Origin of the sequence: Paenibacillus sp. FSL R7-0210, from assembly GCF_038009085.1 — a bacterium.
Classification (GTDB): Bacteria; Bacillota; Bacilli; order Paenibacillales; family Paenibacillaceae; genus Paenibacillus_AQ; species Paenibacillus_AQ silagei.
This window is the reverse complement of sequence record NZ_JBBPAR010000001.1, coordinates 48225-70039: the sequence shown is the minus strand read 5'-3', so window position 1 is coordinate 70039 and position 21815 is coordinate 48225. Positions and strand designations below refer to the sequence as shown.

Below are 21815 nucleotides of genomic sequence, written 5' to 3'. Positions count from 1 at the left end.
TCTATGCAAACAGCCTTGGCTTCCGTTAACGGGGAAGAGACGGCCGGTCTACTTAGGGCTTCTGCAGCCTGTTCGAGCGCGGCGCTCAAGGGTCCATTCAGTCAGAGGTGCACCACCGGTTCACATCAGCCACCGGCTTTCTGGAGGTACAGTCCATGCTTACTTGTCCCTGTCATCGCATTACTTGTGTTAATTGATGCCTCCATCATAGATCGGCCTGGAGAAGTTGTCAAATCCCTAACCTCCGCCGGATAAATCTGGTATGATAAAGGTATTCGTGTGTATGTAATCCGATTACAGCTTATCAAAGGAGCATATCTCTTATGAAACAGGTGACCAAAGGGCAATGGAACGGTTATGATACGTATATTTTGCATAGCCGGGAACTGGAAGTCACGCTTCTGCCCAGGCTGGGTAATAACGTAATTTCATTATGGGACCGCACCATGGAGCGGCAGATCCTCCGTCAGCCTGAAGAAAGCGACTTGGCATCATATATGCAGAAGCCTTATCACTTCGGCCTTCCGCTTCTTGTGCCGCCTGGCCGCATACGCGGCGGAAGCTTCCTGTTCGACGGCACAAGCTACCAGTTCGACCGGAATGCGGGAGAACATCATATTCACGGGCTGCACCGCGCCCAGGCTTGGTGTGTCAGTGATATTGAGGAGGACGAGTTCGGCTGCGCGGTCACCACTGAGTTCATAACCACAGATGATCCGGAGTGGATCAGACAATTCCCTGAGCCGCTGAAGCTTGAAATGACCTTCCGGCTTCAGGATGACCGGCTGCAGCAGACGCTCAAGGTCACTCATCTCGGCAGCAAGCGTATTCCTTTTGGCGCAGGCTACCATACCTGGTTCATGCTTGACGGAACGCCGTCCCGCTGGAATGTAACCCTTCCTGCCGGAGCCGTCTGCGAGCTGAGTGAGGATCTCCTGCCTACCGGCCAGCTATTGCCGCTCGGAGAGCTTACGAGCCTGCATACCCGGCTGAATCTTCAAGGTGCGGACCTGGATACCGTCCTGCGTATAGCAGAGGGCCAGCCTGCCGAGGCCGTGCTGATGCGCGATGATGGATACGGGCTGCGTTACTCAGCCGATACTGACTTCTTCCGCCACTGGATTCTCTATACCAAAGGCGAGGCCGACCAGTTCCTGTGCATTGAACCGCTCACCTGGCTCCCGGATGCGCCTAATCTCCAGCAGGACGCCTCCGCTACCGGGCTGATCACGCTTGAACCCGGACAGACGCTGGTGCTGGGGGGCACCCTGCAGATGATCTACCCGGAACGATAAATTTCATAATAATTACCATCCTATAAAACTTCAACATCCGTGCATGAATTCTCCCTCCCGCGCTCATACTATCTTCACAACGGGCGAAGGAGGTGAGCACACATGGGTCAAGCAGGTCAACAAAGTCGTGGTAGCCGTTCTAACAACCTGGTCGTTCCTCAAGCGAATGCAGCGCTGCAGCAGTTGAAATATGAAGCAGCACAAGAGCTTGGAGTAACTATCCCGGCTGACGGTTATTATGGGAACTATACTTCCCGCGAAACAGGTTCTTTGGGAGGATATATCACCAAACGTCTGGTGCAACTGGCAGAGCAACAACTGTCCGGTCGTTCGTAATCGCTACCTTATCTTTACAAACCGTCTAAGCCGTGAGGCATAGACCGAGCAGCTTCACAGCCCTCCCGCGCTTCTCGTCGAAGCGCAGGGGGGCTTTTCTATATGTATATAGAATCAGCCGAAGGATTGATCCGAGACATCGCCGTGGCTGTTGCGCGGATAGCGGATCATCAGATTCGCCATATTGTAATTGGACTCCAGCGTGGCATCCACCACCACCATCCCCTGGCGTACAGCAAATTCATAGCTGATCTCTCCATGTGTCCACCGTTTTTTATATTTCAGGCTCTCCAGCGCCATGACGCGGAATGAGGATTGCTGGCCTGAAGTCAGCCCCTCCTGCCCGGCTGCGAAGCTTCCGCTGCGTCCGGCGAGCGGATTGTGGCGGACCCCGAACTTGCCGATGATATTATTCCTGATCTGTACAAATACGGTCCCTGAATTCAGTCCTGACAATTCCTCCTGCAGCTCATGAAATACCAGATCCATCTGTCTTGCAAGCGATAATTGTTCCGTCCTCACATGCATTTCCTCCTAAAAGTCTTGTGGGTGATGCAGCCTCATGGCTCTGCCTCACACAACACTTGCTTCGTAAGCAGTTGTTTGAATTTTGTGGGTCTAGCAGCGCTTATATAAGGCTTTAGGCTCATTATAGGATACTAATTAAACACGCACAACATTATTCAACATAATTGGGTTATAATCCCTATAAATGCGCAAATTATTTAGTATTAATAGCAATATACAAACTTTTGTCGCCATTTATCGACAAATAAACAGCATAAAAAGACCCCTTAACCGGGGTCTTTGCACATTCACACCATATTCAACCGCCATCATTTTACTGTAAAAAAGCATTTCGTCTCATTTTCGACAAATTCTTAGCCGCGTTGTTCCGTCATTTCCAGGAATTCATTAATATCGGCAACGATTAAATCTGCAGCCCCCTGCCAGAAATCCGGCTTGGACAGATCAACGCCCAGATGCTTCGACACCAGATCCTCCAGCGTCATCACTCCGGTATCCTGCAGCAGGCTGTCATATTTACCGGCAAAGGAAGCCCCTTCCTCAAGCGCGAGCCGGTATAGACCGGTGCTGAACATATACCCTACCGTATACGGGAAGTTGTAGAACGGCACATCTGTGATATAGAAATGAAGCTTGGACGCCCAGAAATGAGGATGATATTCGGAAAGAACCCCGCAGAAGGCTTCCTTCTGGGCTTCCTCCATCAGCGCGGACAATTCCTCACTGCTTACCAGACCTGCCTTGCGCTTCTCATAGAAGCGGGTCTCGAACAGGAAGCGGGCATGGATATTCATGAAGAACGCCACACTGTTCTGGATCTTCGCTTCAAGCAGCGCCAGCTTCTCCTCACTGTCCGTCGCAGATTTCACCTGCGCATCCGATACAATAACCTCCGCGAAGGTAGAAGCCGTCTCCGCCACGTTCATCGCATAGTTCTGGTTGAACAGCGGCTGGTCCTCCAGCAGGAAGGAATGATAGGCATGGCCCAGCTCATGCGCAAGTGTGGATACATTGGACGGCGTACCGCTGTAGGTCATGAAGATGCGGGATTCCTTGCTCTCCGGGAAGGAGACGCAGAAGCCCCCCGGACGCTTCGCGGCCCGGTCTTCGACCTCGATCCAATCCTTGTCGAAGGCGCGTTCGGCGAAATCCGCCAGCTTCGGACTGAATTTGCGGAACTGGGTCACGATGTCGGCGGCTGCCTGTTCATAGGGAATTTTGCCGGAGGACTTGCCGACTGGCGCATCCACATCGACCCAGGCGAGTGACTCCAGACCCAGAATCTCCGCCTTGCGCTTCAGATAAGATACCAGGGCAGGCTTACTCTTCGTGATTACATCCCACATGACATCCAGGGTCTGACGGGACATACGGTTGATGCCCAGCGGCTCCTTCAGCACATCCTCCCAGCCGCGGCCCTTGTACAGCTTCAGACGGAAGCCTGCCAGATGATTCAAGGTATCTGCACAATAGTCGGCCGCGCCGCCCCAGGCTTCTTCCCATTTGCGGAACATCGTACTGCGGACCTCAGGATTCTCATCCGCCAGCTTGTTGAAGGCTTGCCCGGCAGAGAGCAGCTTCTGCTCCCCGTCTTCTTCACAAGGAATCTGAATCTGTCCGACAATCGTCTCATAATGCTCGCTCCAGCCATGATAGCCGTCAACTGCAAGCTCAAGTGCCAGGCTCTCCAGTTCCGGGCTCATCTTCTCACGGGCCAGATTCCGGCTCTCACTGAGCACGAAATTCAGCGGCGCAATCTCCGGCCGGGCCATCCACTCGGCCCATACCGCGTCAGAGGTCTGCCGGAGCACGTTATCGAAGGCAGAGCTGATGCCCTCATAACCGGCGCGCAGCCCCGTTACCTTGGAGGACAGTCTCACCGCCCCTTTGTCGAGCTGATTCTGTGCACCCAGACAGCCGGCGAATTCCGAGGCCTGTGTAAGGCGTCCGGCACAGCTCTGCAGCAGCTCAATGACCGGGTCCAGCCCCTTCGTTGAAGCCGCATCAGCCGGTGCGGCAGCGGCAGCCACCTGTGCGCGCAGGCGCTCAATATCGGATTCGAGCTGGCTCAGGAAGCTCTCAAACTGCGGGGAGGCAGAGCCTCCCGGAAAAATCGATTCCAGCTCCCATGTCAGTGATAACGGTTGTTTCATATATACTCACCATTCCTTCGTTATAGAGTAGTTTTCTTTGTATTTGCGGTACAGCCATGGTAAAGTGAATCATGATACTCCACTAACTGTAAGGAGGGCATCCTGATGAAGCCACTGCAAATATCGCCGGAGACGGCCATCACCTTATCGAAACAACTCGGCGTTCCGCTGGAACACCTGATGCATATGCCCCAACATATCCTGCTGCAAAAGATCGCTGAATTATCCAAGAAAGCTGCTAGCGAGACCCCCGAAGGCAGCGTGCCTGCTCCCTCTGACGAGAAGGACAAGCAATGATCCCCTTCAGCCATACCTGGCCTTATGACATTATTCTTGGCGACATGTACGTGCAATACTGCCCCTTCTGCGACCATGAGAATGTGCTTCTGCCGATGAAGCCGCGGGAGCTGCAGCACGTGCGTGACGGCAAAAAAAAGCTGCTGGTCTTTCCCTGCTGCAGTGCAAGTCCCACCGTCATTGATAATGACAATGACTACCTGTTGTTTGACCGGGCGGTCCGCTAAACGCGGTTGTCCGGCAGTTCGCCCCGCTTAAGCGGGCAGAGGCGTAGAAGAGGCATCCCTTCTACGCCTTTTTGCGTTCCGGTATACCGGATAGACACTCTAACACCCTCACTCCGCCTTCTATGTACCTGCGGGAAGCCCGTCCGGATCAACGTCCAGCCCGCGCATCTGCTCACGCAGAATGGCCCATTGCTCGCGCGAAGCCCGGATCATGGCCGCGTCCGTAATCCGCTGGTCATTAATGACCCTTGAGAACCACCGCACAGCAGCGGCGAACTCCCCGATCCGGCGGTTCAACTCACCAATCAGATACATCAGACGCGCATCATTACCACCGGATGAATCATTCTCGAACACTTTCACATACTCATCCAGCGAATAGGCCAGGAAACGCTGCTCCTGCACCGAATCCCCTTGATAACGGTACAGCCAGGCAATATGGTGAAGCAGGCTGGCTATAATACGTTCCTTGTCCTTAATGCTCTGCGCGCAGATCAGCGCCAGCTTGTACGTCTCCAGCGCCTCCTCCCAGCTACGCTTCTCTCCGAAGTCGCGGGCTTGCCACCGTCTTCCTACTTGTGCATCGAAGGACTTGCGCTGCCAGTCAGCCAGCTTGTCTGCAGAATTCTCCGTGGAGGCAAAGCCGCACTTTGGACAGACCCGAACCACATAATAATCGGGATTCTCCGCCTTGTAATAGGAGCAGAAGTCCGCATCGCGGCGGATGGCCTTCTTAAGGCTGGGACGTACTCTTGAGGTTGAAAATTCATGTTCACAGTTACAGCAGGTAACCTTGATCGAGTAAAGCGGTATTAATTCCGGCACGGGTGCCCTCATCCTTTCACAACTACACTTTATTCATGGGGCATATTGACAAAATGATGGGCGGGACCCGCCAGCCGGCTCAGGACAAACGTACGCAGGGACTCCTCCACACCAATCTCCTCCAGCGCCGCCTTCATGCAGGCGAGCCAATCCTCCGCCAGAGCAGGAGTGATGGGGACATGCATATGTCTGGCTCTCATCATGGGATGGCCGTGCTGCTCGGAGAACAGGGCAGGGCCTCCAAAGAATTGGCTCAAGAACTGATATTGCTTCTCCAGCACCGGAGTAATATCTTCAGGGAATAACGGACTGAGCTGCGGGTGAAGCTGCACCTTGGCATAGAACACAGTCACCAGACGGCGAATTCCCTCAGCGCCTCCCAGGCTGTCATACAGGCTCTCTTTCGGATTCATTTGGAGGTTTCGCCTTCTTCCATATTAATCTGATAAGCAGTTGCTTATCATTATACCAAAAAACAGGCTGCACAGTTATCCCTGCCTTAAGACATGCCTGCTAAGCCTATGAAAATAAAAATTTGAACAAAAAAAAGGCGCCAAACCGGAGTTCAGCGCTCGTAAGCTAATCAGTATGTTCTAAAATCTTCATCACCAGGCGGGACAAGGGAGACCCGGATCACATATACAAAAGCACAAACGAGCACTCCGGCAACTACACTCATCACCATCACTCCATCCCTGAAAATCTATCTCAACAAGATGTGCATTAATTAAGTTTATAATACCATAATTTCAATGAAAAAGCACCGGTAAATGTAACCGTTTTCCTCGTTTTTTTTGTGCTGTTTGTCCAGCTTTCGGCATACAACTAAGCATAGAACTGGAGGCGAGAAACCGATGACTCTGAACAAAATCGCAAGCCCGTTGCTCGGGATCGTGCTGGCGGGCTGTATGCTGCTGATGCTGGTCCATCCCGCCAGCTCCCTGGATGCGGCGCTGCGCGGGCTCGCCGTCTGGTGGGATGTGCTGTTTCCCTCGCTGTTCCCGTTCTTCGTCATCTCTGAAATTATGCTGGGCTTCGGCATCGTCCATCTCTTCGGCGCTCTGCTTGATCCGCTGATGCGCCCGCTCTTCAATATACCCGGCAGCGGCGGCTTTGCCCTAGCAATGGGATATGTATCAGGATACCCTGTCGGCGCGAAATTAACCGCCAAGCTGCGCGAGCAGGGAATGATCAGCAGAATCGAAGGCGAGCGGCTCGTCGCCTTCACGACCTCCTCGGACCCGATTTTCCTGCTGGGTGCAGTCTCTGTCGGATTCTTTCACGATGCCTCTCTGGGGCTTGTGCTTGCCCTTGCCCATTACGGGGGAGGGCTCATCGTAGGTCTGCTGATGTCCTTCCATGGCCGGGGCAGGCCGGAAGCAGCAGCTGCGAACACCGCCCTCCCCCATTCAGGCAGCTCTTCTGTATCTCCGGAAGGACAAGGCCCCGGCAGGCTGCGGACTGCCCTGAACGCGATGGCACATGCGCGCCGGGTAGACGGCAGAAGTCTCGGCGAGCTGCTGAAGAGTGCCATTACCTCCTCACTCCAGCTTATTATTGTTGTCGGCGGGCTGGTTGTCTTCTTCAATGTGCTGATGGAGCTGCTCGCCCGTGCCGGCGTAATGTCCGCCCTGTTCAGCATGACCGGACGACTGCTGTCGCTGGCCGGCTTCCCGCCTGAGCTCTCAGCCGCCTTGGTCAGCGGCTTATTCGAAGTGACGCTCGGCGCCCGGTCGGCTGGTGAAGCTGCCGGAGGCGTGCCGCTGCAATTCAAGGCTGCGGCGGCAGCGTTCATCCTCTCCTGGGGCGGCTTGTCGGTTCATGCACAGGTCGCCAGTATCCTGAACGGTACCGGACTGCGCTATCTCCCGTTCATGGCCGCCCGCCTGGTGCATGCCCTCCTCTCAGCGGTTCTGCTTCTCCTGCTCTGGAAGCCGGTAGTCAGCTCGGGACTGGCTGGTCAGTGGTCCATACTACCCGCCGCCTCCGGGCTGGCCGCTCCAGAAGCCGCTCTAATCAGCAGCATCAGCCTGCTCTGCCTTCTGCTCGCAGTCATGCTGGCCCTGTCTCTGGTAGTCTTTGTGCTCGGGAAGCTGTGGCGGCAATCTTATGCGCACCGCAGCTAATTCGATATGTCACAGCTCTGCTGATGCAACACTGAAGCGGATTCCGGCTTTTCACAGCGCTAATATTGTGTTCCGGGTCAAGATTGATTATGATCGGTGTATGACTGAATTACACAAAGGAGCCTGTACACCTTGAGATATTATGTTCTGGACCGCGGAGATGAATTATCCATCCAACTAGCGGAGCAATTTCACAAGCTGGCGCAAGGCCGGAATCTGGAGCTGGATGCCAAGTCACCGGAAATCGTGATCTCGATTGGCGGTGACGGCACGATGCTGCACGCTTTTCATACGTTTATCGATCAGATCCCGAACCTCGCATTTGTTGGCGTGCATACCGGCCATTTGGGCTTCTATGCGGACTGGCAGGCCGAAGAGCTGCCGTCCTTGATTGATTACATGTGCGGAGAGGTTGGGCCGCATAAACCCCGTATCGTACAGTACCCGCTGCTCGAACTGGAAATACATAAGAAATCCGGCTCCAGCAAGCACATTGCCCTGAACGAATTCACCCTTAAGGGCGTGGACGGGACGGTTGTGATCCAGGTGGATATTAATGATGTGACCTTTGAGATGTTCCGCGGGGACGGCCTGTGTGTATCCACACCTTCCGGCAGTACCGCTTATAACAAAAGTCTGGGAGGCGCTATGGTACACCCCTCGATCGAGGCGCTGCAGATTGCTGAAATTGCCTCCATTAATAACCGGGTATTCCGCACCATGGGCTCGCCGCTAATGCTGCCTAAGCATCATCACTGCGATATCTTCTCGCGCAAGGATCAGCGCCTGCTGCTGACCATTGACCATAATAATATTCCGGTGGATGATCTGATTTCGGTACGTGCTCAGGTCGCTGACAAAAAAATCAGCTTCGCCCGTTACCGCCCTTTCCCGTTCTGGAACCGTGTCCGGGAGGCCTTCTTGGTCTAGTTAGTATTTGCCGATAAAGCCGGAGATGCTCCCGATCTCCGGCTTTATCATGCCGGCTGACGGGAACTCTACTGAGCCTGGCATTATCCCGTAGAATAAATAGACAGACGGAATTTCCAAATGGTATAATGGTTCTATTTTACAAAGTTTTCTATTTGAAGGAGCGAATCTATTGAAGAAATTAGTATCCCTGCTAGGCATCAGCCTGCTGGCCCTTGTGCTGGCGGTTCCCGCTTTTGCCGCAGACAAACCCATTAAGGTGTATATTAACGGCAGCAATCTTGCCTTCACAGCAGGGACTCCGTATCTGAAGAATAATACGGTGCTCGTGCCTTTCCGCGTTGTTTTTGAGAAGCTTGGCCTGCAGGTGCTGTGGGACTCCAAGACGGGTACGGTAACCGGCACCGGAACAGGGCTGGATATCAGCCTTAAGGTAGGCAGCAAGCGGGCCAGCGTCAATGGAACCGTCAAGCAGCTTACAGTCGCTCCTGTATCGAACGCCGGGACCACTTACATACCCTTGCGCTTCATTGCCGAAGCCACCGGGGGCACAGCGGTCTGGGATGCAGCCAGCCGCAGCGTGAAGATCACCGTATCGCCGTCCTCCGCCTCCAGTGAGCAGGAGATCAAGGCTATCATTCAATTAGCTAACCAATATTATAATGAAGAGAAGGCCAGCAGCTTCTATTCGATTGTCGATGCAGGGGCAGACAAACCAGAAGCTGTAAGCAATATGAATTCCCAGTTCGAGCTATATGACATCAAGAACACGATTGAGAGTCTTAAAGTCCTCAGTGTTACAGGTAATGAAGCTACAGTCTATACTGTCGAAAAAGCAGTACGAACCGGCGGTTATTATACTCCGGATGAGCAGTACGAATATTTATATACACTGGTCCGTCAAGACGGCGCGTGGAAGATCTCCGAAATGGAGCTGCAGGAATCCTCTGTGCTGCTGACGCGCGAACAAGGCATGAAGCCCGCTGTGCTTCCACAGGGCGATCAGACCGGAATTAAGGATACGCTAAGCAAATACTACCAGGGTATGAATGCCCGCAATGCAGATGCAGTCCTTGCCGTGATGACCTCGTACGATAAGGAAGAGGATGACTCTTACAAAGAGGAGCTGCGTGATTATTTCAAAACCTACGATCTGAGCTATGCGGTGTCTTCCTCCAATGTCTTCTATTACACTGACTATGAAGCCGCAGTCTATACGGAAGTGGTGATTACGGACGGTGAATCGAAGGAGACCTATACCCAGTCTCTGATCCTCCTGCTCTCGAAGCCGGAGAGCGGTGCCTGGACGATCGATACTACTTATCATATCGGCTTCGACGCGCAGTCCTAAATTCAAAAATTCATCTAAAGGATGTAATGAACTCATGAAATCAGCCAAAATCGTTACCGCACTCTTAAGCGGCTGTCTGGCACTATCCATCGCCTGGGCCCCTGCTGCTTCAGCGGCAGATGCTGCTGCCTCTACAGAAGCTGCGCAAGCCTCGAAGACGGAGATCATCAATGAAATTATGCAATATCTGGAGTATTACAACGTTGAGGGTGTGGACCAGGATACACTTATCCGCGGTGCAATTGACGGTATGGTAGGCACATTGGAAGATCCTTATAGCCAATACTTCACGAAGGAGGAGGCTGCTGACTTCGGTCATCAGGTCGATCTGGAATATGTCGGCATCGGTGTCCGGCTGATGTATACGGCCAAAGAGCTATATATTGAAGAGGTCATGAGCGGTTCACCGGCCGAGGCTGCAGGGCTAAAGCGCGGCGACTCCATTCTCAAGATCAACGGGGTGCGGGTGGCTGATACGAACGGCGATGAGCTGAGCGGCAAAGCGGGCACGAAGGTCTCTCTGCTGATTCAGAGAAACGGAGCTAACAAATCCTATACGGTAACCCGCAGTGAAATTGCTACAAGCTCCGTAACCAGCAAGATGCTTAACTCTAAAATTGCTTATATCTCCATCAACGGCTTCACCCAGACTGCCGATGAGGAATTCTCCGCAGCGCTGGACAAAATGCGTTCAGGCGGCATGAAATCGCTGGTTCTTGATCTGCGAGATAATACGGGCGGTTATATGGACAGCGCCCAGAATATCGTCTCAAAGTTCATGGATTCCGGTATTATGATGTACACCTCCGATCAGACCGGTACACTGAAGCCGGTCGCAATTACGAACGGCAGCAAGATCGGCGTGCCCGTGGTCGTATTGACCAATGAATATACGGCCAGCGCCTCCGAAGCCTTAACCGGTGCACTTCGTGACAACAAGCTGGCTACAGTTGTAGGCACACGCTCATACGGAAAGGCCCGGATTCAGAGCCTGATTCCCATGTCCGGCGGCGGCGAGCTGAAGCTGACCACCATGAAGTATCTGACTCCGAACAAGGAGGACTTCAACCATATCGGGCTTGCGCCTGATATCGAGGTCAAGGGCAAAACTGCCCAGTTGATTACCGCTCTGCAAATTGCCGGCATGAAAGAGATTGTCGCGTCTGGTGACCATCATATTCTGGATATCAACGGCACTGCTTTTGCCGGAAATGTAGGTCTGATCAAGCAGGGCGATAAGGTGTATGCTGCCTCCCGTGTCCTCGCCGCGCTAGTGGAGAATGAGGTCTCCTGGGATGCCAAGAATAAAAAGGTAATGCTGACCACCGGCGCCGGTAACGTATTCGGGTTCACCCTGGCCTCCAAGGAGGCGCTGTTCCAGGACGGAGAGTCCTTCATCGAGCTGAATGCCTTCAAGAAAAAGTTCCCTGCGCTCGTATGGAGCTACAATGCTTCACTGAAACAGCTGAAATTAGCTGTGAAATAGAATCGTCAGAGGTTTTTCGCATACCTTTGGCCCGTGCCCTCTCGCCCGCCCATAGAATTAGAAAAAGCCCCTTCAGCTAGTGTGCTGAAGAGGCTTTTTGAGTTACATTGAGAAACCGGGGGTACATGCTGTCCCCATTGGCTATCGTTCTAGTTGTCCTGCTTGTTTTGGTTACTATCCTGTCTGCTCTGGTTGTCCTGCTTCTCCGGTCTATCCTGCTTATTCTGATTCGCCTGCTTGTTAGACCGGTTGGAATGGTTGTCTTTGTGTTCTCTGTTCTGCCGGGCATTATTCGGTTGGCCTTGCTGGCCTCTGCCCTGGAACTCTTTATGGTTCTTCTTGCCCTGGCCTTCTTTGTTGCGGTGATTGCGGCTCTGGTGCTCACGCACCGGTCTGTCTTTGGTTACATGCTCCCGGCCTGCACCCTTGGTCTGCGGCTCCCGGTGTTCTTTTACCGTCACCACCTGTTCAGCATCCTGCTCCAGATCCTCGTCTAGCTCCGGCTCCGGGATTTCCTTGATCAGAATATCCTTGAAGCTTCCCTCCTGCGGGGACTCCTTCAGCTTATGCAGCACAAAGTACGCACAACCAAAGTTACAGTATTCGTTAATATAATCCACCATGCCTGAGATGGCCGTGTCCCGGTTCACTTTAGGGTGATTATCCCGGTAAAAGCCTTTGAGGCGCAATTGGCTGTAGCCCCAGTCACCGATGATATAATCGTACCGGTCCAGCACTTCACTGTATCTTCCGCGAAAAGCCTCAGGGTTCCAGCCATCCTTATGATCGAGCATCAGCTCGTAACCTTTTCCACCTATAACGATCAAGCGTGTGTCGCCTGCCTTTCAATGATATCTAGGGGGGCGTTGATAAGCCGTCATTGCGCAGGATTTTGAATTTCCGGCCGCTGCCGCTCCTACAATTTCAAAATCCCTCTCCATGACTCCATCAACGTGAGGGGGTGCAAACGTCACCCAAGAACCTCGCCGCTACGCAGCATCGGTCCTTTCCCCCTTTTTAAATCTAAATCCAAACATTAAAACCAAAACCTATCTACTGTGACTCCGTCACGCGGCAAACTTGTTTTCACAAGTTTTTATAAAATCGGACCCAACGCAAATAGACTAAAAGACCTACCTATGCCTGTGAAACGGAACGCGCCTCACGGGCCACGGCAGCAGACTTTACCTGCTCATGGGCACGATAAGAGCTGCGCACCAGCGGGCCGGCCTCCACATGGCTGAAGCCGCGCTTCAGGCCCTCTTCCTTCAGCACCGCGAACTCCTCCGGCGGATAGTATTTCTCCACATTCAGATGCTTCGGCGAAGGCTGAAGATATTGTCCTAATGTCAATATATCACAATCTACGGCTCTAAGGTCATCCATCGCCTGCAGAATCTCATCCCACTCCTCACCGACGCCAAGCATAATGCTCGATTTGGTCGGAATCTCCGGCTTCATCTCCTTGGCCCGGCGCAGCAGCTCCAGGGAACGACGGTACTTGGCTCTGGCCCGGACACGGTCCGACATCCGCTCCACAGTCTCGATATTGTGATTCAGGATATCCGGATTGCTGTTCATCACGGTCTCCAGGCTCGCGCGGTCCCCCAGGAAATCAGGAATCAGCACTTCAATGCTGCATAGAGGAAGGCGCTTACGGATCGCAGACACGGTCTCGGCAAAAATCGCCGCACCCCCATCCTCCAGATCATCGCGGGCCACGCTCGTAACCACACAATGCTTAAGCTGCATGCCTTCGGCAGCCTCTGCCACTCGTTCCGGCTCCAGCAGGTCCAGCTCGGTCGGCAGGCCTGTATTCACCGCACAGAAGCGGCAAGCGCGCGTACAGATATCCCCCAGAATCATGAAGGTCGCCGTGCGGTTAGCCCAGCATTCATAAATATTCGGGCAGCGTGCTTCCTCGCATACGGTATGTAACGTCTTCGAGCGCATCATACCCTTGATTTCCTGATATTCCTCACCGGTGGTTAACTTGATTTTGATCCAGTCTGGCTTGGGCTGTTTGGCTGTTCGATTAGTCAAAGTGATGAGACCCCGCTTTCGATCTGAATGTCATGTCAATTTATTTCACAGTCAAAAGTTGCTGCCTCATATTATAGCATGTGAAGTAGTCCTTTGCCTGTTTTTGTGAACCTTGGAGCAGTCATGGATAAAAAAAGTCCTTTTGCTTCAATCTAAAGAAAAGCACCTGGCCCGAGTGCCGCTTCCGCAAACCTATATGCAATTCATGCGCCCAAACGCAGGAGGATGAGATCATGCTGGCCTTAATAAAGAGCCCCTACACCCGCAGAACCTTGATGTGTATGTCTGCCGCCGCCCTGCTCTGGAGCGGTAGTCCTGCCGAAAGTACCCAAGCTGCCCGTTATCATACAATTCCCGAACTGAGCTCGGGCAGTCCTGCTCCCGCAGACAGCAAAGAGACTGCCGCCGCTGACCGCAAGCAGCTCTTTGAGCAGATGGGCGCGGCAACGGGCATTCCCTGGTACCGCTTCGCTGCCATCGATCAGTATGAACGTTCCATCGCCAGGAAAAGCAAAAAAACAGCCGCCGCAGATAGCACTTCTGCAGCGGCCAAGCCAAGGCTTACCGGAATTATGATTCCGGCGCCTGTATGGTCCGGCCCGCTGAACCCGGATCAGGACGATAAGCAACCGGACTCCATCCGCTTCTTCGGCGGCTTCGGGGTGGACGGCTCAGGAGACGGCATCGCCGATCCCGAGAGCGATGCCGATGTGCTCTACAGCATGGCCCGCCACCTGCTCAAGTACGGGGATTCCGCTACGGACTTCAATATCGGAATCTGGGAGTACTATCATAACGGGCGGGCCGCCCAGCGCGTCTCCCAGTTCGCCAAGCTATATGAGCATTTCGGACGGCTGGACCTGTCCGGCAGTGCATTTCCGCTGCCGATCGGGACCAATTATGCCTACCGCAGCACCTGGGGCACCGGGCGGAGCTGGGGCGGCGCGCGCATTCACGAAGGCACGGATCTGTTCGCGCCGCATGGCTTGACGGTGCGCAGCACCTGCTTCGGCATTGTCGAGACCAAGGGCTGGAACCGCTACGGCGGATGGCGCATCGGTATCCGCGATATCGAGAACCGCTACCATTATTATGCCCACCTGATGGGGTATGAGAAGTCCCTGCTGCGAGGGGATATTGTCACTCCGGGACAGACCATCGGCTGGGTCGGCAGCTCCGGCTATGGCAGCCCGGGCACACAGGGCAAGTTCCCGCCCCACCTGCATTATGGCATCTACCGTGACCGCGGCATTACGGAGTGGGCCTTCGATCCTTATCCGCTGCTCAAGCAATGGGAGAACAAGGAATTCCGGCTGCTGAGACAAAACAAAAAGAAGAAATAACACCCGCTTGCTGCGCCCCTCAGAGTCCGTTACTCTTTTACCGTGGACAGAGGTTACAGGTTAGTGCAGCATCAGACAGCCAAATGGCTCGATCTCCACAAGAAGCTTGCTTGAGCTGCGGAGGGTGAGTCCGCTTAACAGATCAGTCAGCACTTTGGTGTCCGAACGGTAGGCGGGCAGCTCCAGATGGTAGCGGTTGGGGGAGTTATTGATAATTAGCCCCATCCGATCCTGCCCGCTGCGCCGGACATAGCCAAGGATCCCCCGCGTCTCATCTGTGAACCAGGGGCGGAAGGCCCCACGGCGCAGCACCTCATGCTCTGTTCTCAGCGAGATCAGCCGCTTGTACCAGTCCAGCAGTCCGGTATGCTGAGCCTGCTCCTCCCAGAGCATCGGCCGTCGGCAATGCGGGTCTGTAGCGCCTTCCATTCCAACCTCATCCCCGTAATAGATCATCGGCAGCCCAATATAAGTCATCTGGAAAAAGACAGCCAGCCGCATCCGGCTCATTGCCGTAGCTTCCCGGTCCCAGCCCCGGCCCCCCTCCTTGCAGGCGGTCAGGAAACGCAGCGTATCGTGGCTGCCCAGCAGCTGGAACATCGCCGAATTGGCCTGATCATTGTACAAGGCCTCCTGGTGCAGCAGCTGCTCCATGAACCGCGACGGCCCCGCAGACTGCGCTGCAAAAAACTCCAGCACCGCATCCCGCAGCAGGTAATTCATCCCGCCGTCGAACTGGTCTCCCCGCAGCCAGGGCCCGGAAGCATGCATAATCTCGCCGATCAGCAGAAGGTCCGGGAATTCCGCCTTCAGCTCCCGCCGCAGTCTTGTCCAGAAGGCCGGAGTCACCTCGTTGGCCACATCCAGCCTCCAGCCGTCGATCCCCGCTTCCCGCACCCAATACCTGGCTACGTCCATCATGTAATCCGCTACCTCGGGATGATCCATATTGAGCTTCGGCATACTCGCCTCCGCCTTGGCGAAGGTCTCATAGCCGGGAGCCGGCGCCCCGCTGACCGGGAAGGAATGGATATAGAACCAGTCCTTGTAGCGCGAAGCCTCCCCATGCTCCAGCACATCCCGGAAGGCAAAAAAGGTATCGCCGGAATGATTAAAGACCGCATCCAGCAGAACCTTCATTCCCAGCCGGTGGGCAGTCCCGACCAGCATCTTCAGATCCTCAAGCGTCCCGAATCCAGGGTCTACCTTATAGTAATCGGAAGTATTATACTTATGCCCGGAAGGCGATTCAAAGATTGGCGTCATATAAATAGCAGTCACGCCAAGCTCTTGCAAGTATGTAAGCTTGTCTGTAATGCCTTGAAGCGTCCCCTGATGGTAGCTCTCGGGGTAAATCTGATAGACCACCGTGTCTGAACTCCAGGCAGGCAGCGCAATAGCCTGCGGGCGGTGAATATAGGCATATTGAAAGGCACCCGCCTGGTCCCTGTTCTCCGAGCTTCCCCGCTCCCCATACCATAGGTATTCACCTGCGGGATTCCCGATGTGGAACAGATACCGGCATTTGCCAGTCTCGGCAGGAATAAGGGCTTCATGAATGTCATACGCTCCGGCACAGCCGATCCGCTCCATCTCTTGCGGAAGCTCATGGCCGGGTGAATCATAACGGTCAGCGTGGATAACCGTGCAGGACAAGGACTGTCCGCTCTGCACGAATAGTCTGAGTTTAAGCAGGCGGGGGCCTGCCGGGAAGGCAAAAGGGTCCTCCGCTGTGTGATATACGAATAACCGGGTAAGCATACTGTATAGTCTCCTTTTATGCCGCATAGAGCAGTCTCAGCAACTGTGTTATTATGACAGGTAGAACAAGGTTCGCCATTAGGGCGTACCATACCGTAAGGACGGGAGGGAAAGCTATGAAAGTTACTATTAAGGATATCGCCCAGGCAGCGGGTGTCGCCAAATCCACTGTATCCAAGGTCATGAACGACTCTCCCAAAATATCCGAGGAAACGAAGGCCCGGGTCCGGGACATCATCAAGCAGATGAACTATACCCCAAGCAGCATCGCCACCGGACTTGCCAGACAGAGCAGCAATACGATAGCTATCCTCATTGATATGTCCAAGGAAAGCGAGTTTCTCAATCAGTTCTTTTATAACATTATCGGCGGGGTGGAGAGCATCATTGGTCCTCTGAAATATGAGCTGACCATTGCCAATATTCAGCATGACCATGCGGAGGGGCATTTCCTGCAGAGGCTGGTGCTGAATAAGCGGGTGGACGGCATTATTGCCAACACCTCGGTGCTGACTCCTGAGCTGTGCGCGGAGCTGAACCGGCTTGAGTTCCCCTATATCTCCATCGGTGAGATCAACGCTCCGGGAATCTGGGTCGATTGCGACAATGAGCTGGGCGGATTCATGCTGACCCGGCATCTGCTGGACCAGGGCTACCGGTCTGTGGCCTTCATCGGCGGCGAGAAGGATGAGCCGCTCTTCCTGCGCCGTGCAGCCGGCTATCAGCGGGCACTCAGCGAGGCGGGAATGGCTGTGCAGAGCGGCTGGATCATCAATGGCCGGGCGGTGGAGGAGGATGGCTATCAGGCAGCCAAGCAGCTCCTGCAAAGTGCGAATCCCCCCGGCTCCATCGTCTGCATGAGTAACTTCTCTGCTTACGGCGTGCTGCAGGCGGCCCGGGAATTGAATATCTCCATTCCTTCACAGCTGGGCATTGCCACGTTCGATGAATATCCCTTGTCCCCCTACACCACTCCTCCGCTGACTTCACTCGATATGGATACCTTCCAGCTCGGCGCATCCGCAGGACGATTATTAATGGACAAGCTGGATAACAAAGAAGCTGCTGTGAGCGGACAACTGCTGGAGCCGGAGTTGATTCCCCGGTTATCTTCCAAGCGAAGCGGCGGGGCTGCTGCAGAATAACTAGCGAAATAACGGAATAGTAGAATAGCGGAGGACGGTAATCATCCTTTTCAATAGGAAACCGGTTTCCTTAAGCTGAAAATACCACGCCCCCTCCTCAATGTCAACGTATAATCATAGAAGCAGCGGCAGACCGAAGAACCCTTTCCAGCCCTGGAAGGGTTCTTCGTCTACCCGGAATCGCCGGCGCGGCGGATAAACCGGAGCACTTCATCCATCATGGCGGGACTCTCCGCGCTATGGCAGACCATATGTCCGCTTTGCTCCATAATCAGCACCTGTCTGCGTTCCGAGGGAATCGTCTGCCGGAGATAGTCCGCACTTTTGAATTTCACCAGATGATCCCGCCTGCCCTGTACAATCAAGGTCGGCACCTTCAGCTGCGGATAGACCTCGAAGCTCTCACGCACCAGCCGCTGGAACTCCCGCGTGGCTCTCATGGGTGTAGAACCCCATTTGCTGAGATAATTCCGGAGCATCTCCGGGCGGACCAGTGTGCGCAGAATCTCGGCCGGGTTGAGCGGATACACCGGGGTTGACAACAAGGTGAGCGACTGAATCCTGGAAGCATACTGAACGGATAGCCGCGATGCAATCAGCGCTCCGGTAGAGAAGCCGATCAGATGTACTTTGTCGGAGCTTGAGAATAGCTGCTTCAGCTCCTCCTCGGCGCTTAGCTGCCAGTCCCTCCGGCTTGAATCAAGCAGTTCCCTTCTGCCGCCTCCATGTCCATGCAGGGTAAACATTCTGGACACATAGCCACTGCGCTCCAGAAACTGTGCAAGCGGAGAAATCTCGTATTCACCTCCGGTGAAGCCGTGTATAAACAGACAAGTCTCCATGCTTCCTCCTCCCCAATCCTCTAATTCATCCATTTATAGAAAAATAAACCTTTGCCACCCTGAAGTCAAGTAGGCACGGTGTCGGCGTCCTTTTAGCGGCGGTAGTGTTTCAGTGAGATAGAAGGATAATGTCTAGCTTGAAACATCTATAGAGGCGCTTAAGCACCAGCCTGCTATCTCTCCCACCAGTTCAGACTTAATGCAGATATAATCGTCCCGACTGCCGCGCTTGAGGAGCTTACGCTGATGCTGATGACATTGTTCGGAGGGACGATAATGCTGCCGGTAAAAGCCGGGTTGAACACTCCCGGCGCAATCTGAACATTCGCCAGCACAGTACCCCCGGAAATAGCTGCGGTGGAGGACTGGACGCTCATGCTGCTTGCTGCCGCGCTGGCCAGATTATTATTTACCGGCGTCACCGTGGACGGCGAAGAAATTGTGCCTCCTTTGACAATGGTAAAGCTGCCAGAGATCGAGGTCAGCACCGAGGTGCCGCCGATACTGCCGCTGATCCGGGACAGATACAAGGTCCGGCCGCTGCCCGCAGGATTACTGATGCGGACTGAAATAACAGCCGAGAGAAGCGACAGCACGATCGTTGCTGAATTCGAGGCATTCGCCGAGAATAATACGGCGGCCTGCGAAGCGCTGATCTCTGGCGGGGCACTGATATCCGGGGCACGGAAGGTGTTCGTCATTTCCACATAGACCGGCTGGTCATTGTCATTGATTACATAGTTGTTGGGCATGGTTCTTCTCCTCCTCTTCCGTTCTAAAATTCCCACCAGCTGATGTTGCCTGTTGCCGCAGTACTCCCTGACGCAATGGTTACCGATATCGTAAGAGAGTTGCCGGGAGGCAGGATCATCCTGCCGTCCATATTAAGGATGACCGGACCTATGGCCAGCAGCATCGACATTAATGTTGCCGGAGAACCTGTAGGCGCAGCCGTTGCGGTCCGGGCAGTGCCGACGCTTGTGACCGAGCTCCCGAAATTATAGTTGACCGGAGTGACCGTTGATCCACTCACCGTTGCATTACGCAGCAAGGTTAAGGTGACCGACGCTGTTCCCGTGCTTGCGATGATGCGGGAGATATACAAGGTACGTCCGCTGCCGCCGGGATTAGCTATCTGCATGACAAGCGGGGTTGAAGTACCCACCGTGGAGGCAAAAGGAATCCCAAACAATAAACCTGACATCGCGGCTCCCGCTTCAGGCAGAGTATCGATCCCGGGTGCAATATAGGTGTTAACCTGCTCGGTATACAGCGGCTGGCTATTCTGATTAAATACAGTCTCATTCGGCATATTCTCACTCCTTCTGTCGGTCTAGCATATTTTCATAGTATGCGAAGCTGTCCGGCAGGTTGTTTGGCGGCTGCGTATTTTTGCAGGGCTAACCCAGTCACTCTCTTAAAAGCTCCATATCCTAATATCACACCATTCGAATGGTCCTGTCCAACTCATGCTTCTCTCTATTAACCCGGCAGCTTATACATGCTTATGGACCCAGACGACGGTTTGGGTCTTTTCATGAGCAGGCTGACGGCAGAAATCGCCCACAGAAAGGATGACTCCATTTGCCAAATTTCAGTTCATTTCAGGCCAATCCGGATAATTTGCGCACACTTATTTTTGGCCGGGACCCCTCGACCCTGATCGACCGGCCGCTAACTACGGATACCAGCGGGAACCTGACCACTGTCATTTTGAACGGCACCATCTCTAGTATACTTGGCGCAACGATCACTGCCGGTACATTAACATCGGCTGGTACAGTAACCAACATCCTCGGCGGTACGATTACTAGCGTGCTTGGTGCGACGATCACTGCTGGTACATTAACATCCGCTGGTACAGTAACCAACCTCTTAGACGGTACGATTACTAGCGTGCTTGGCGCGACTATCACTGCTGGTACATTAACATCCGCTGGTACGGTGACCAACCTCTTAGACGGTACGATTACTAGCGTGCTTGGCGCGACTATCACTGCTGGTACTTTAACATCTGCTGGTACAGTGACCAACCTCTTAGACGGTACGATTACTAGCGTGCTTGGCGCAACTATCACTGCTGGTACTCTATCATCTGCTGGTACAGTAACGAACATCCTCGCTGGTACGATTACTAGCGTGCTTGGTGCAACTATCACTGCTGGTACATTAACATCCGCTGGTACGGTGACCAACCTCTTAGACGGTACGATTACTAGCGTGCTTGGTGCGACTATCACTGCTGGTACATTAACATCCGCTGGTACGGTGACCAACCTCTTAGACGGTACGATTACTAGCGTGCTTGGTGCGACTATCACTGCTGGTACTTTAACATCCGCTGGTACGGTGACCAACCTCTTAGACGGTACGATTACTAGCGTGCTTGGCGCGACTATCACCGCCGGTACTCTATCATCTGCTGGTACGGTGACCAACCTCTTAGACGGTACGATTACTAGCGTGCTTGGTGCGACGATCACTGCTGGTACTCTATCATCTGCTGGTACAGTAACCAACATCCTCGCTGGTACGATTACTAGCGTGCTTGGTGCGACTATCACTGCTGGTACTTTAACATCTGCTGGTACAGTGACCAACCTCTTAGACGGTACGATTACTAGCGTGCTTGGTGCGACTATCACTGCCGGTACTCTATCATCTGCTGGTACAATAACGAACATCCTCGCTGGTACGATTACTAGCGTGCTTGGCGCAACTATCACTGCTGGTACGCTGAGCAGCGTAACGTCTATTTCCCAGCGCAGCTTCATTGAGCTGCCTACAACGGCAATTGCAACCTCGGATACCTATACACCGCTGCCGGCCAACAATACCAGTGTCCTTGGCACCTATTCCTACTTCATTGTGAATACCGGAGCCAATCCGGTGAATACACGGGTCGAGATCAGTGCAGACGGAACCAACTATTTCGTCGATACGACCGGAGACAATCCGCTGCCAGCAGGTTCTGTAGACGTTATTGTGCCTGCCCGGTTCCTGAAATACACCCGCCTCTCCTATCAATCCGCCACGCCGGGTGCGGCTTCTACGCTTAATGTTATTTTTGATGCACAAGGAACGTAAGCATAATTTCCGTCATACGATGCAGGAGCCAAGAGTGCAT

21 protein-coding genes are annotated in these 21815 nt (G+C 53.8%); 11 read left to right on the top strand and 10 right to left on the bottom strand.

Annotated features, from left to right (window positions below; genetic code table 11):
- The first annotated feature begins 323 nt into the window (after positions 1–323).
- Both MKY64_RS00355 and MKY64_RS00350 read left to right on the top strand, forming a co-directional pair.
- Positions 324–1295, top strand: coding sequence for an aldose 1-epimerase (locus MKY64_RS00355; RefSeq protein WP_340950393.1), 972 nt, complete (start codon positions 324–326; stop codon positions 1293–1295).
- 102 nt (positions 1296–1397) lie between these two features.
- Positions 1398–1631 carry an alpha/beta-type small acid-soluble spore protein gene (locus tag MKY64_RS00350; protein WP_036701727.1) on the top strand — a complete coding sequence of 78 codons (234 nt, stop codon included), beginning with the start codon at positions 1398–1400 and terminating at the stop codon, positions 1629–1631.
- A 114-nt stretch (positions 1632–1745) separates the two neighbouring features.
- Here the strand turns inward: MKY64_RS00350 and MKY64_RS00345 are convergent, their stop codons facing one another.
- Positions 1746–2159 (bottom strand): O-methyltransferase, encoded by a 414-nt coding sequence (locus MKY64_RS00345; protein ID WP_076081559.1) that lies wholly within the window; start codon positions 2157–2159, stop codon positions 1746–1748.
- 353 nt (positions 2160–2512) lie between these two features.
- Positions 2513–4312 carry a M3 family oligoendopeptidase gene (locus MKY64_RS00340; RefSeq protein WP_076081557.1) on the bottom strand — a complete coding sequence of 600 codons (1800 nt, stop codon included), beginning with the start codon at positions 4310–4312 and terminating at the stop codon, positions 2513–2515.
- Positions 4313–4417: 105 nt separating this feature from the next.
- Here MKY64_RS00340 and MKY64_RS00335 point away from each other — a divergent pair, with 105 nt between their 5' ends.
- Both MKY64_RS00335 and MKY64_RS00330 read left to right on the top strand, forming a co-directional pair.
- A complete protein-coding gene (locus MKY64_RS00335; protein WP_036722071.1) occupies positions 4418–4609 on the top strand; it encodes a YycC family protein in 192 nt (63 codons plus the stop codon).
- The gene (locus tag MKY64_RS00330; RefSeq protein ID WP_036722073.1) at positions 4606–4836 is read left to right on the top strand and encodes a hypothetical protein; all 231 of its coding nucleotides are present in this window, start codon (positions 4606–4608) and stop codon (positions 4834–4836) included. The genes MKY64_RS00335 and MKY64_RS00330 overlap by 4 nt, the downstream gene beginning before the upstream one ends.
- A 120-nt stretch (positions 4837–4956) precedes the next feature.
- On the opposite strand, the gene MKY64_RS00325 is transcribed toward MKY64_RS00330, so the two are convergent.
- The gene (locus MKY64_RS00325; RefSeq protein WP_036722075.1) at positions 4957–5673 is read right to left on the bottom strand and encodes a DUF2225 domain-containing protein; all 717 of its coding nucleotides are present in this window, start codon (positions 5671–5673) and stop codon (positions 4957–4959) included.
- A 17-nt stretch (positions 5674–5690) separates the two neighbouring features.
- Positions 5691–6074 (bottom strand): globin domain-containing protein, encoded by a 384-nt coding sequence (locus MKY64_RS00320; protein WP_339250957.1) that lies wholly within the window; start codon positions 6072–6074, stop codon positions 5691–5693.
- 441 nt (positions 6075–6515) lie between these two features.
- On the opposite strand from MKY64_RS00320, the gene ylbJ reads away from it, so the two are divergent.
- The 4 genes from ylbJ to MKY64_RS00300 all read left to right on the top strand — a co-directional run bounded on the left by ylbJ (position 6516) and on the right by MKY64_RS00300 (position 11554).
- A complete protein-coding gene (gene ylbJ, locus MKY64_RS00315; RefSeq protein ID WP_340950391.1) occupies positions 6516–7787 on the top strand; it encodes a sporulation integral membrane protein YlbJ in 1272 nt (423 codons plus the stop codon).
- A 132-nt stretch (positions 7788–7919) separates the two neighbouring features.
- Complete coding sequence (locus MKY64_RS00310; RefSeq protein ID WP_036722084.1) at positions 7920–8717, top strand: NAD kinase; 798 nt, start codon at positions 7920–7922, stop codon at positions 8715–8717.
- 172 nt (positions 8718–8889) lie between these two features.
- Complete coding sequence (locus MKY64_RS00305; protein ID WP_340950390.1) at positions 8890–10068, top strand: stalk domain-containing protein; 1179 nt, start codon at positions 8890–8892, stop codon at positions 10066–10068.
- Positions 10069–10102: 34 nt separating this feature from the next.
- Positions 10103–11554 (top strand): S41 family peptidase, encoded by a 1452-nt coding sequence (locus MKY64_RS00300; protein ID WP_036722086.1) that lies wholly within the window; start codon positions 10103–10105, stop codon positions 11552–11554.
- A gap of 149 nt (positions 11555–11703) precedes the next feature.
- On the opposite strand, the gene MKY64_RS00295 is transcribed toward MKY64_RS00300, so the two are convergent.
- Complete coding sequence (locus MKY64_RS00295) at positions 11704–12381, bottom strand: YutD family protein (RefSeq protein WP_340950388.1); 678 nt, start codon at positions 12379–12381, stop codon at positions 11704–11706.
- Between the two features lie 310 nt (positions 12382–12691).
- Entirely contained in the window at positions 12692–13597 is a 906-nt protein-coding gene (gene lipA / locus MKY64_RS00290; protein WP_339311479.1) for a lipoyl synthase, read from the bottom strand.
- A gap of 233 nt (positions 13598–13830) precedes the next feature.
- Here lipA and MKY64_RS00285 point away from each other — a divergent pair, with 233 nt between their 5' ends.
- Entirely contained in the window at positions 13831–14940 is a 1110-nt protein-coding gene (locus MKY64_RS00285; protein ID WP_036724874.1) for a M23 family metallopeptidase, read from the top strand.
- A gap of 60 nt (positions 14941–15000) precedes the next feature.
- On the opposite strand, the gene MKY64_RS00280 is transcribed toward MKY64_RS00285, so the two are convergent.
- Positions 15001–16701: an alpha amylase N-terminal ig-like domain-containing protein gene (locus tag MKY64_RS00280; protein WP_339311482.1), complete on the bottom strand. Its 1701-nt coding sequence runs from the start codon at positions 16699–16701 to the stop codon at positions 15001–15003.
- 116 nt (positions 16702–16817) lie between these two features.
- On the opposite strand from MKY64_RS00280, the gene MKY64_RS00275 reads away from it, so the two are divergent.
- Positions 16818–17846, top strand: a complete 1029-nt coding sequence (locus tag MKY64_RS00275; protein ID WP_339311484.1) for a LacI family DNA-binding transcriptional regulator — start codon at positions 16818–16820, stop codon at positions 17844–17846.
- A 170-nt stretch (positions 17847–18016) separates the two neighbouring features.
- On the opposite strand, the gene MKY64_RS00270 is transcribed toward MKY64_RS00275, so the two are convergent.
- The 3 genes from MKY64_RS00270 to MKY64_RS00260 all read right to left on the bottom strand — a co-directional run bounded on the left by MKY64_RS00270 (position 18017) and on the right by MKY64_RS00260 (position 20000).
- On the bottom strand, positions 18017–18688 hold the full coding sequence (locus tag MKY64_RS00270) for an alpha/beta hydrolase (RefSeq protein WP_339311486.1): 672 nt from the start codon (positions 18686–18688) through the stop codon (positions 18017–18019).
- A 173-nt stretch (positions 18689–18861) separates the two neighbouring features.
- Entirely contained in the window at positions 18862–19440 is a 579-nt protein-coding gene (locus MKY64_RS00265) for a hypothetical protein (protein WP_339311488.1), read from the bottom strand.
- Between the two features lie 23 nt (positions 19441–19463).
- Positions 19464–20000, bottom strand: a complete 537-nt coding sequence (locus MKY64_RS00260; protein WP_339250980.1) for a hypothetical protein — start codon at positions 19998–20000, stop codon at positions 19464–19466.
- Positions 20001–20956: 956 nt separating this feature from the next.
- Between MKY64_RS00260 and MKY64_RS00255 the strand changes: the two genes are divergently transcribed.
- Positions 20957–21775, top strand: a complete 819-nt coding sequence (locus tag MKY64_RS00255; protein WP_339311491.1) for a DUF6385 domain-containing protein — start codon at positions 20957–20959, stop codon at positions 21773–21775.
- Positions 21776–21815: the final 40 nt, after the last annotated feature.

Coding starts and splice junctions, on each gene's coding strand:
- MKY64_RS00345 (WP_076081559.1), bottom strand. CDS start 2,159: ATGCATGTGAGGACGGAACAATTATCGCTTGCAAGACAGATGGATCTG.
- MKY64_RS00355 (WP_340950393.1), top strand. CDS start 324: ATGAAACAGGTGACCAAAGGGCAATGGAACGGTTATGATACGTATATT.
- MKY64_RS00325 (WP_036722075.1), bottom strand. CDS start 5,673: ATGAGGGCACCCGTGCCGGAATTAATACCGCTTTACTCGATCAAGGTT.
- MKY64_RS00270 (WP_339311486.1), bottom strand. CDS start 18,688: ATGGAGACTTGTCTGTTTATACACGGCTTCACCGGAGGTGAATACGAG.
- MKY64_RS00320 (WP_339250957.1), bottom strand. CDS start 6,074: ATGAATCCGAAAGAGAGCCTGTATGACAGCCTGGGAGGCGCTGAGGGA.
- MKY64_RS00265 (WP_339311488.1), bottom strand. CDS start 19,440: ATGCCCAACAACTATGTAATCAATGACAATGACCAGCCGGTCTATGTG.
- MKY64_RS00330 (WP_036722073.1), top strand. CDS start 4,606: ATGATCCCCTTCAGCCATACCTGGCCTTATGACATTATTCTTGGCGAC.
- ylbJ (WP_340950391.1), top strand. CDS start 6,516: ATGACTCTGAACAAAATCGCAAGCCCGTTGCTCGGGATCGTGCTGGCG.
- MKY64_RS00350 (WP_036701727.1), top strand. CDS start 1,398: ATGGGTCAAGCAGGTCAACAAAGTCGTGGTAGCCGTTCTAACAACCTG.
- MKY64_RS00260 (WP_339250980.1), bottom strand. CDS start 20,000: ATGCCGAATGAGACTGTATTTAATCAGAATAGCCAGCCGCTGTATACC.
- MKY64_RS00335 (WP_036722071.1), top strand. CDS start 4,418: ATGAAGCCACTGCAAATATCGCCGGAGACGGCCATCACCTTATCGAAA.
- MKY64_RS00280 (WP_339311482.1), bottom strand. CDS start 16,701: ATGCTTACCCGGTTATTCGTATATCACACAGCGGAGGACCCTTTTGCC.
- MKY64_RS00285 (WP_036724874.1), top strand. CDS start 13,831: ATGCTGGCCTTAATAAAGAGCCCCTACACCCGCAGAACCTTGATGTGT.
- MKY64_RS00300 (WP_036722086.1), top strand. CDS start 10,103: ATGAAATCAGCCAAAATCGTTACCGCACTCTTAAGCGGCTGTCTGGCA.
- MKY64_RS00340 (WP_076081557.1), bottom strand. CDS start 4,312: ATGAAACAACCGTTATCACTGACATGGGAGCTGGAATCGATTTTTCCG.
- MKY64_RS00275 (WP_339311484.1), top strand. CDS start 16,818: ATGAAAGTTACTATTAAGGATATCGCCCAGGCAGCGGGTGTCGCCAAA.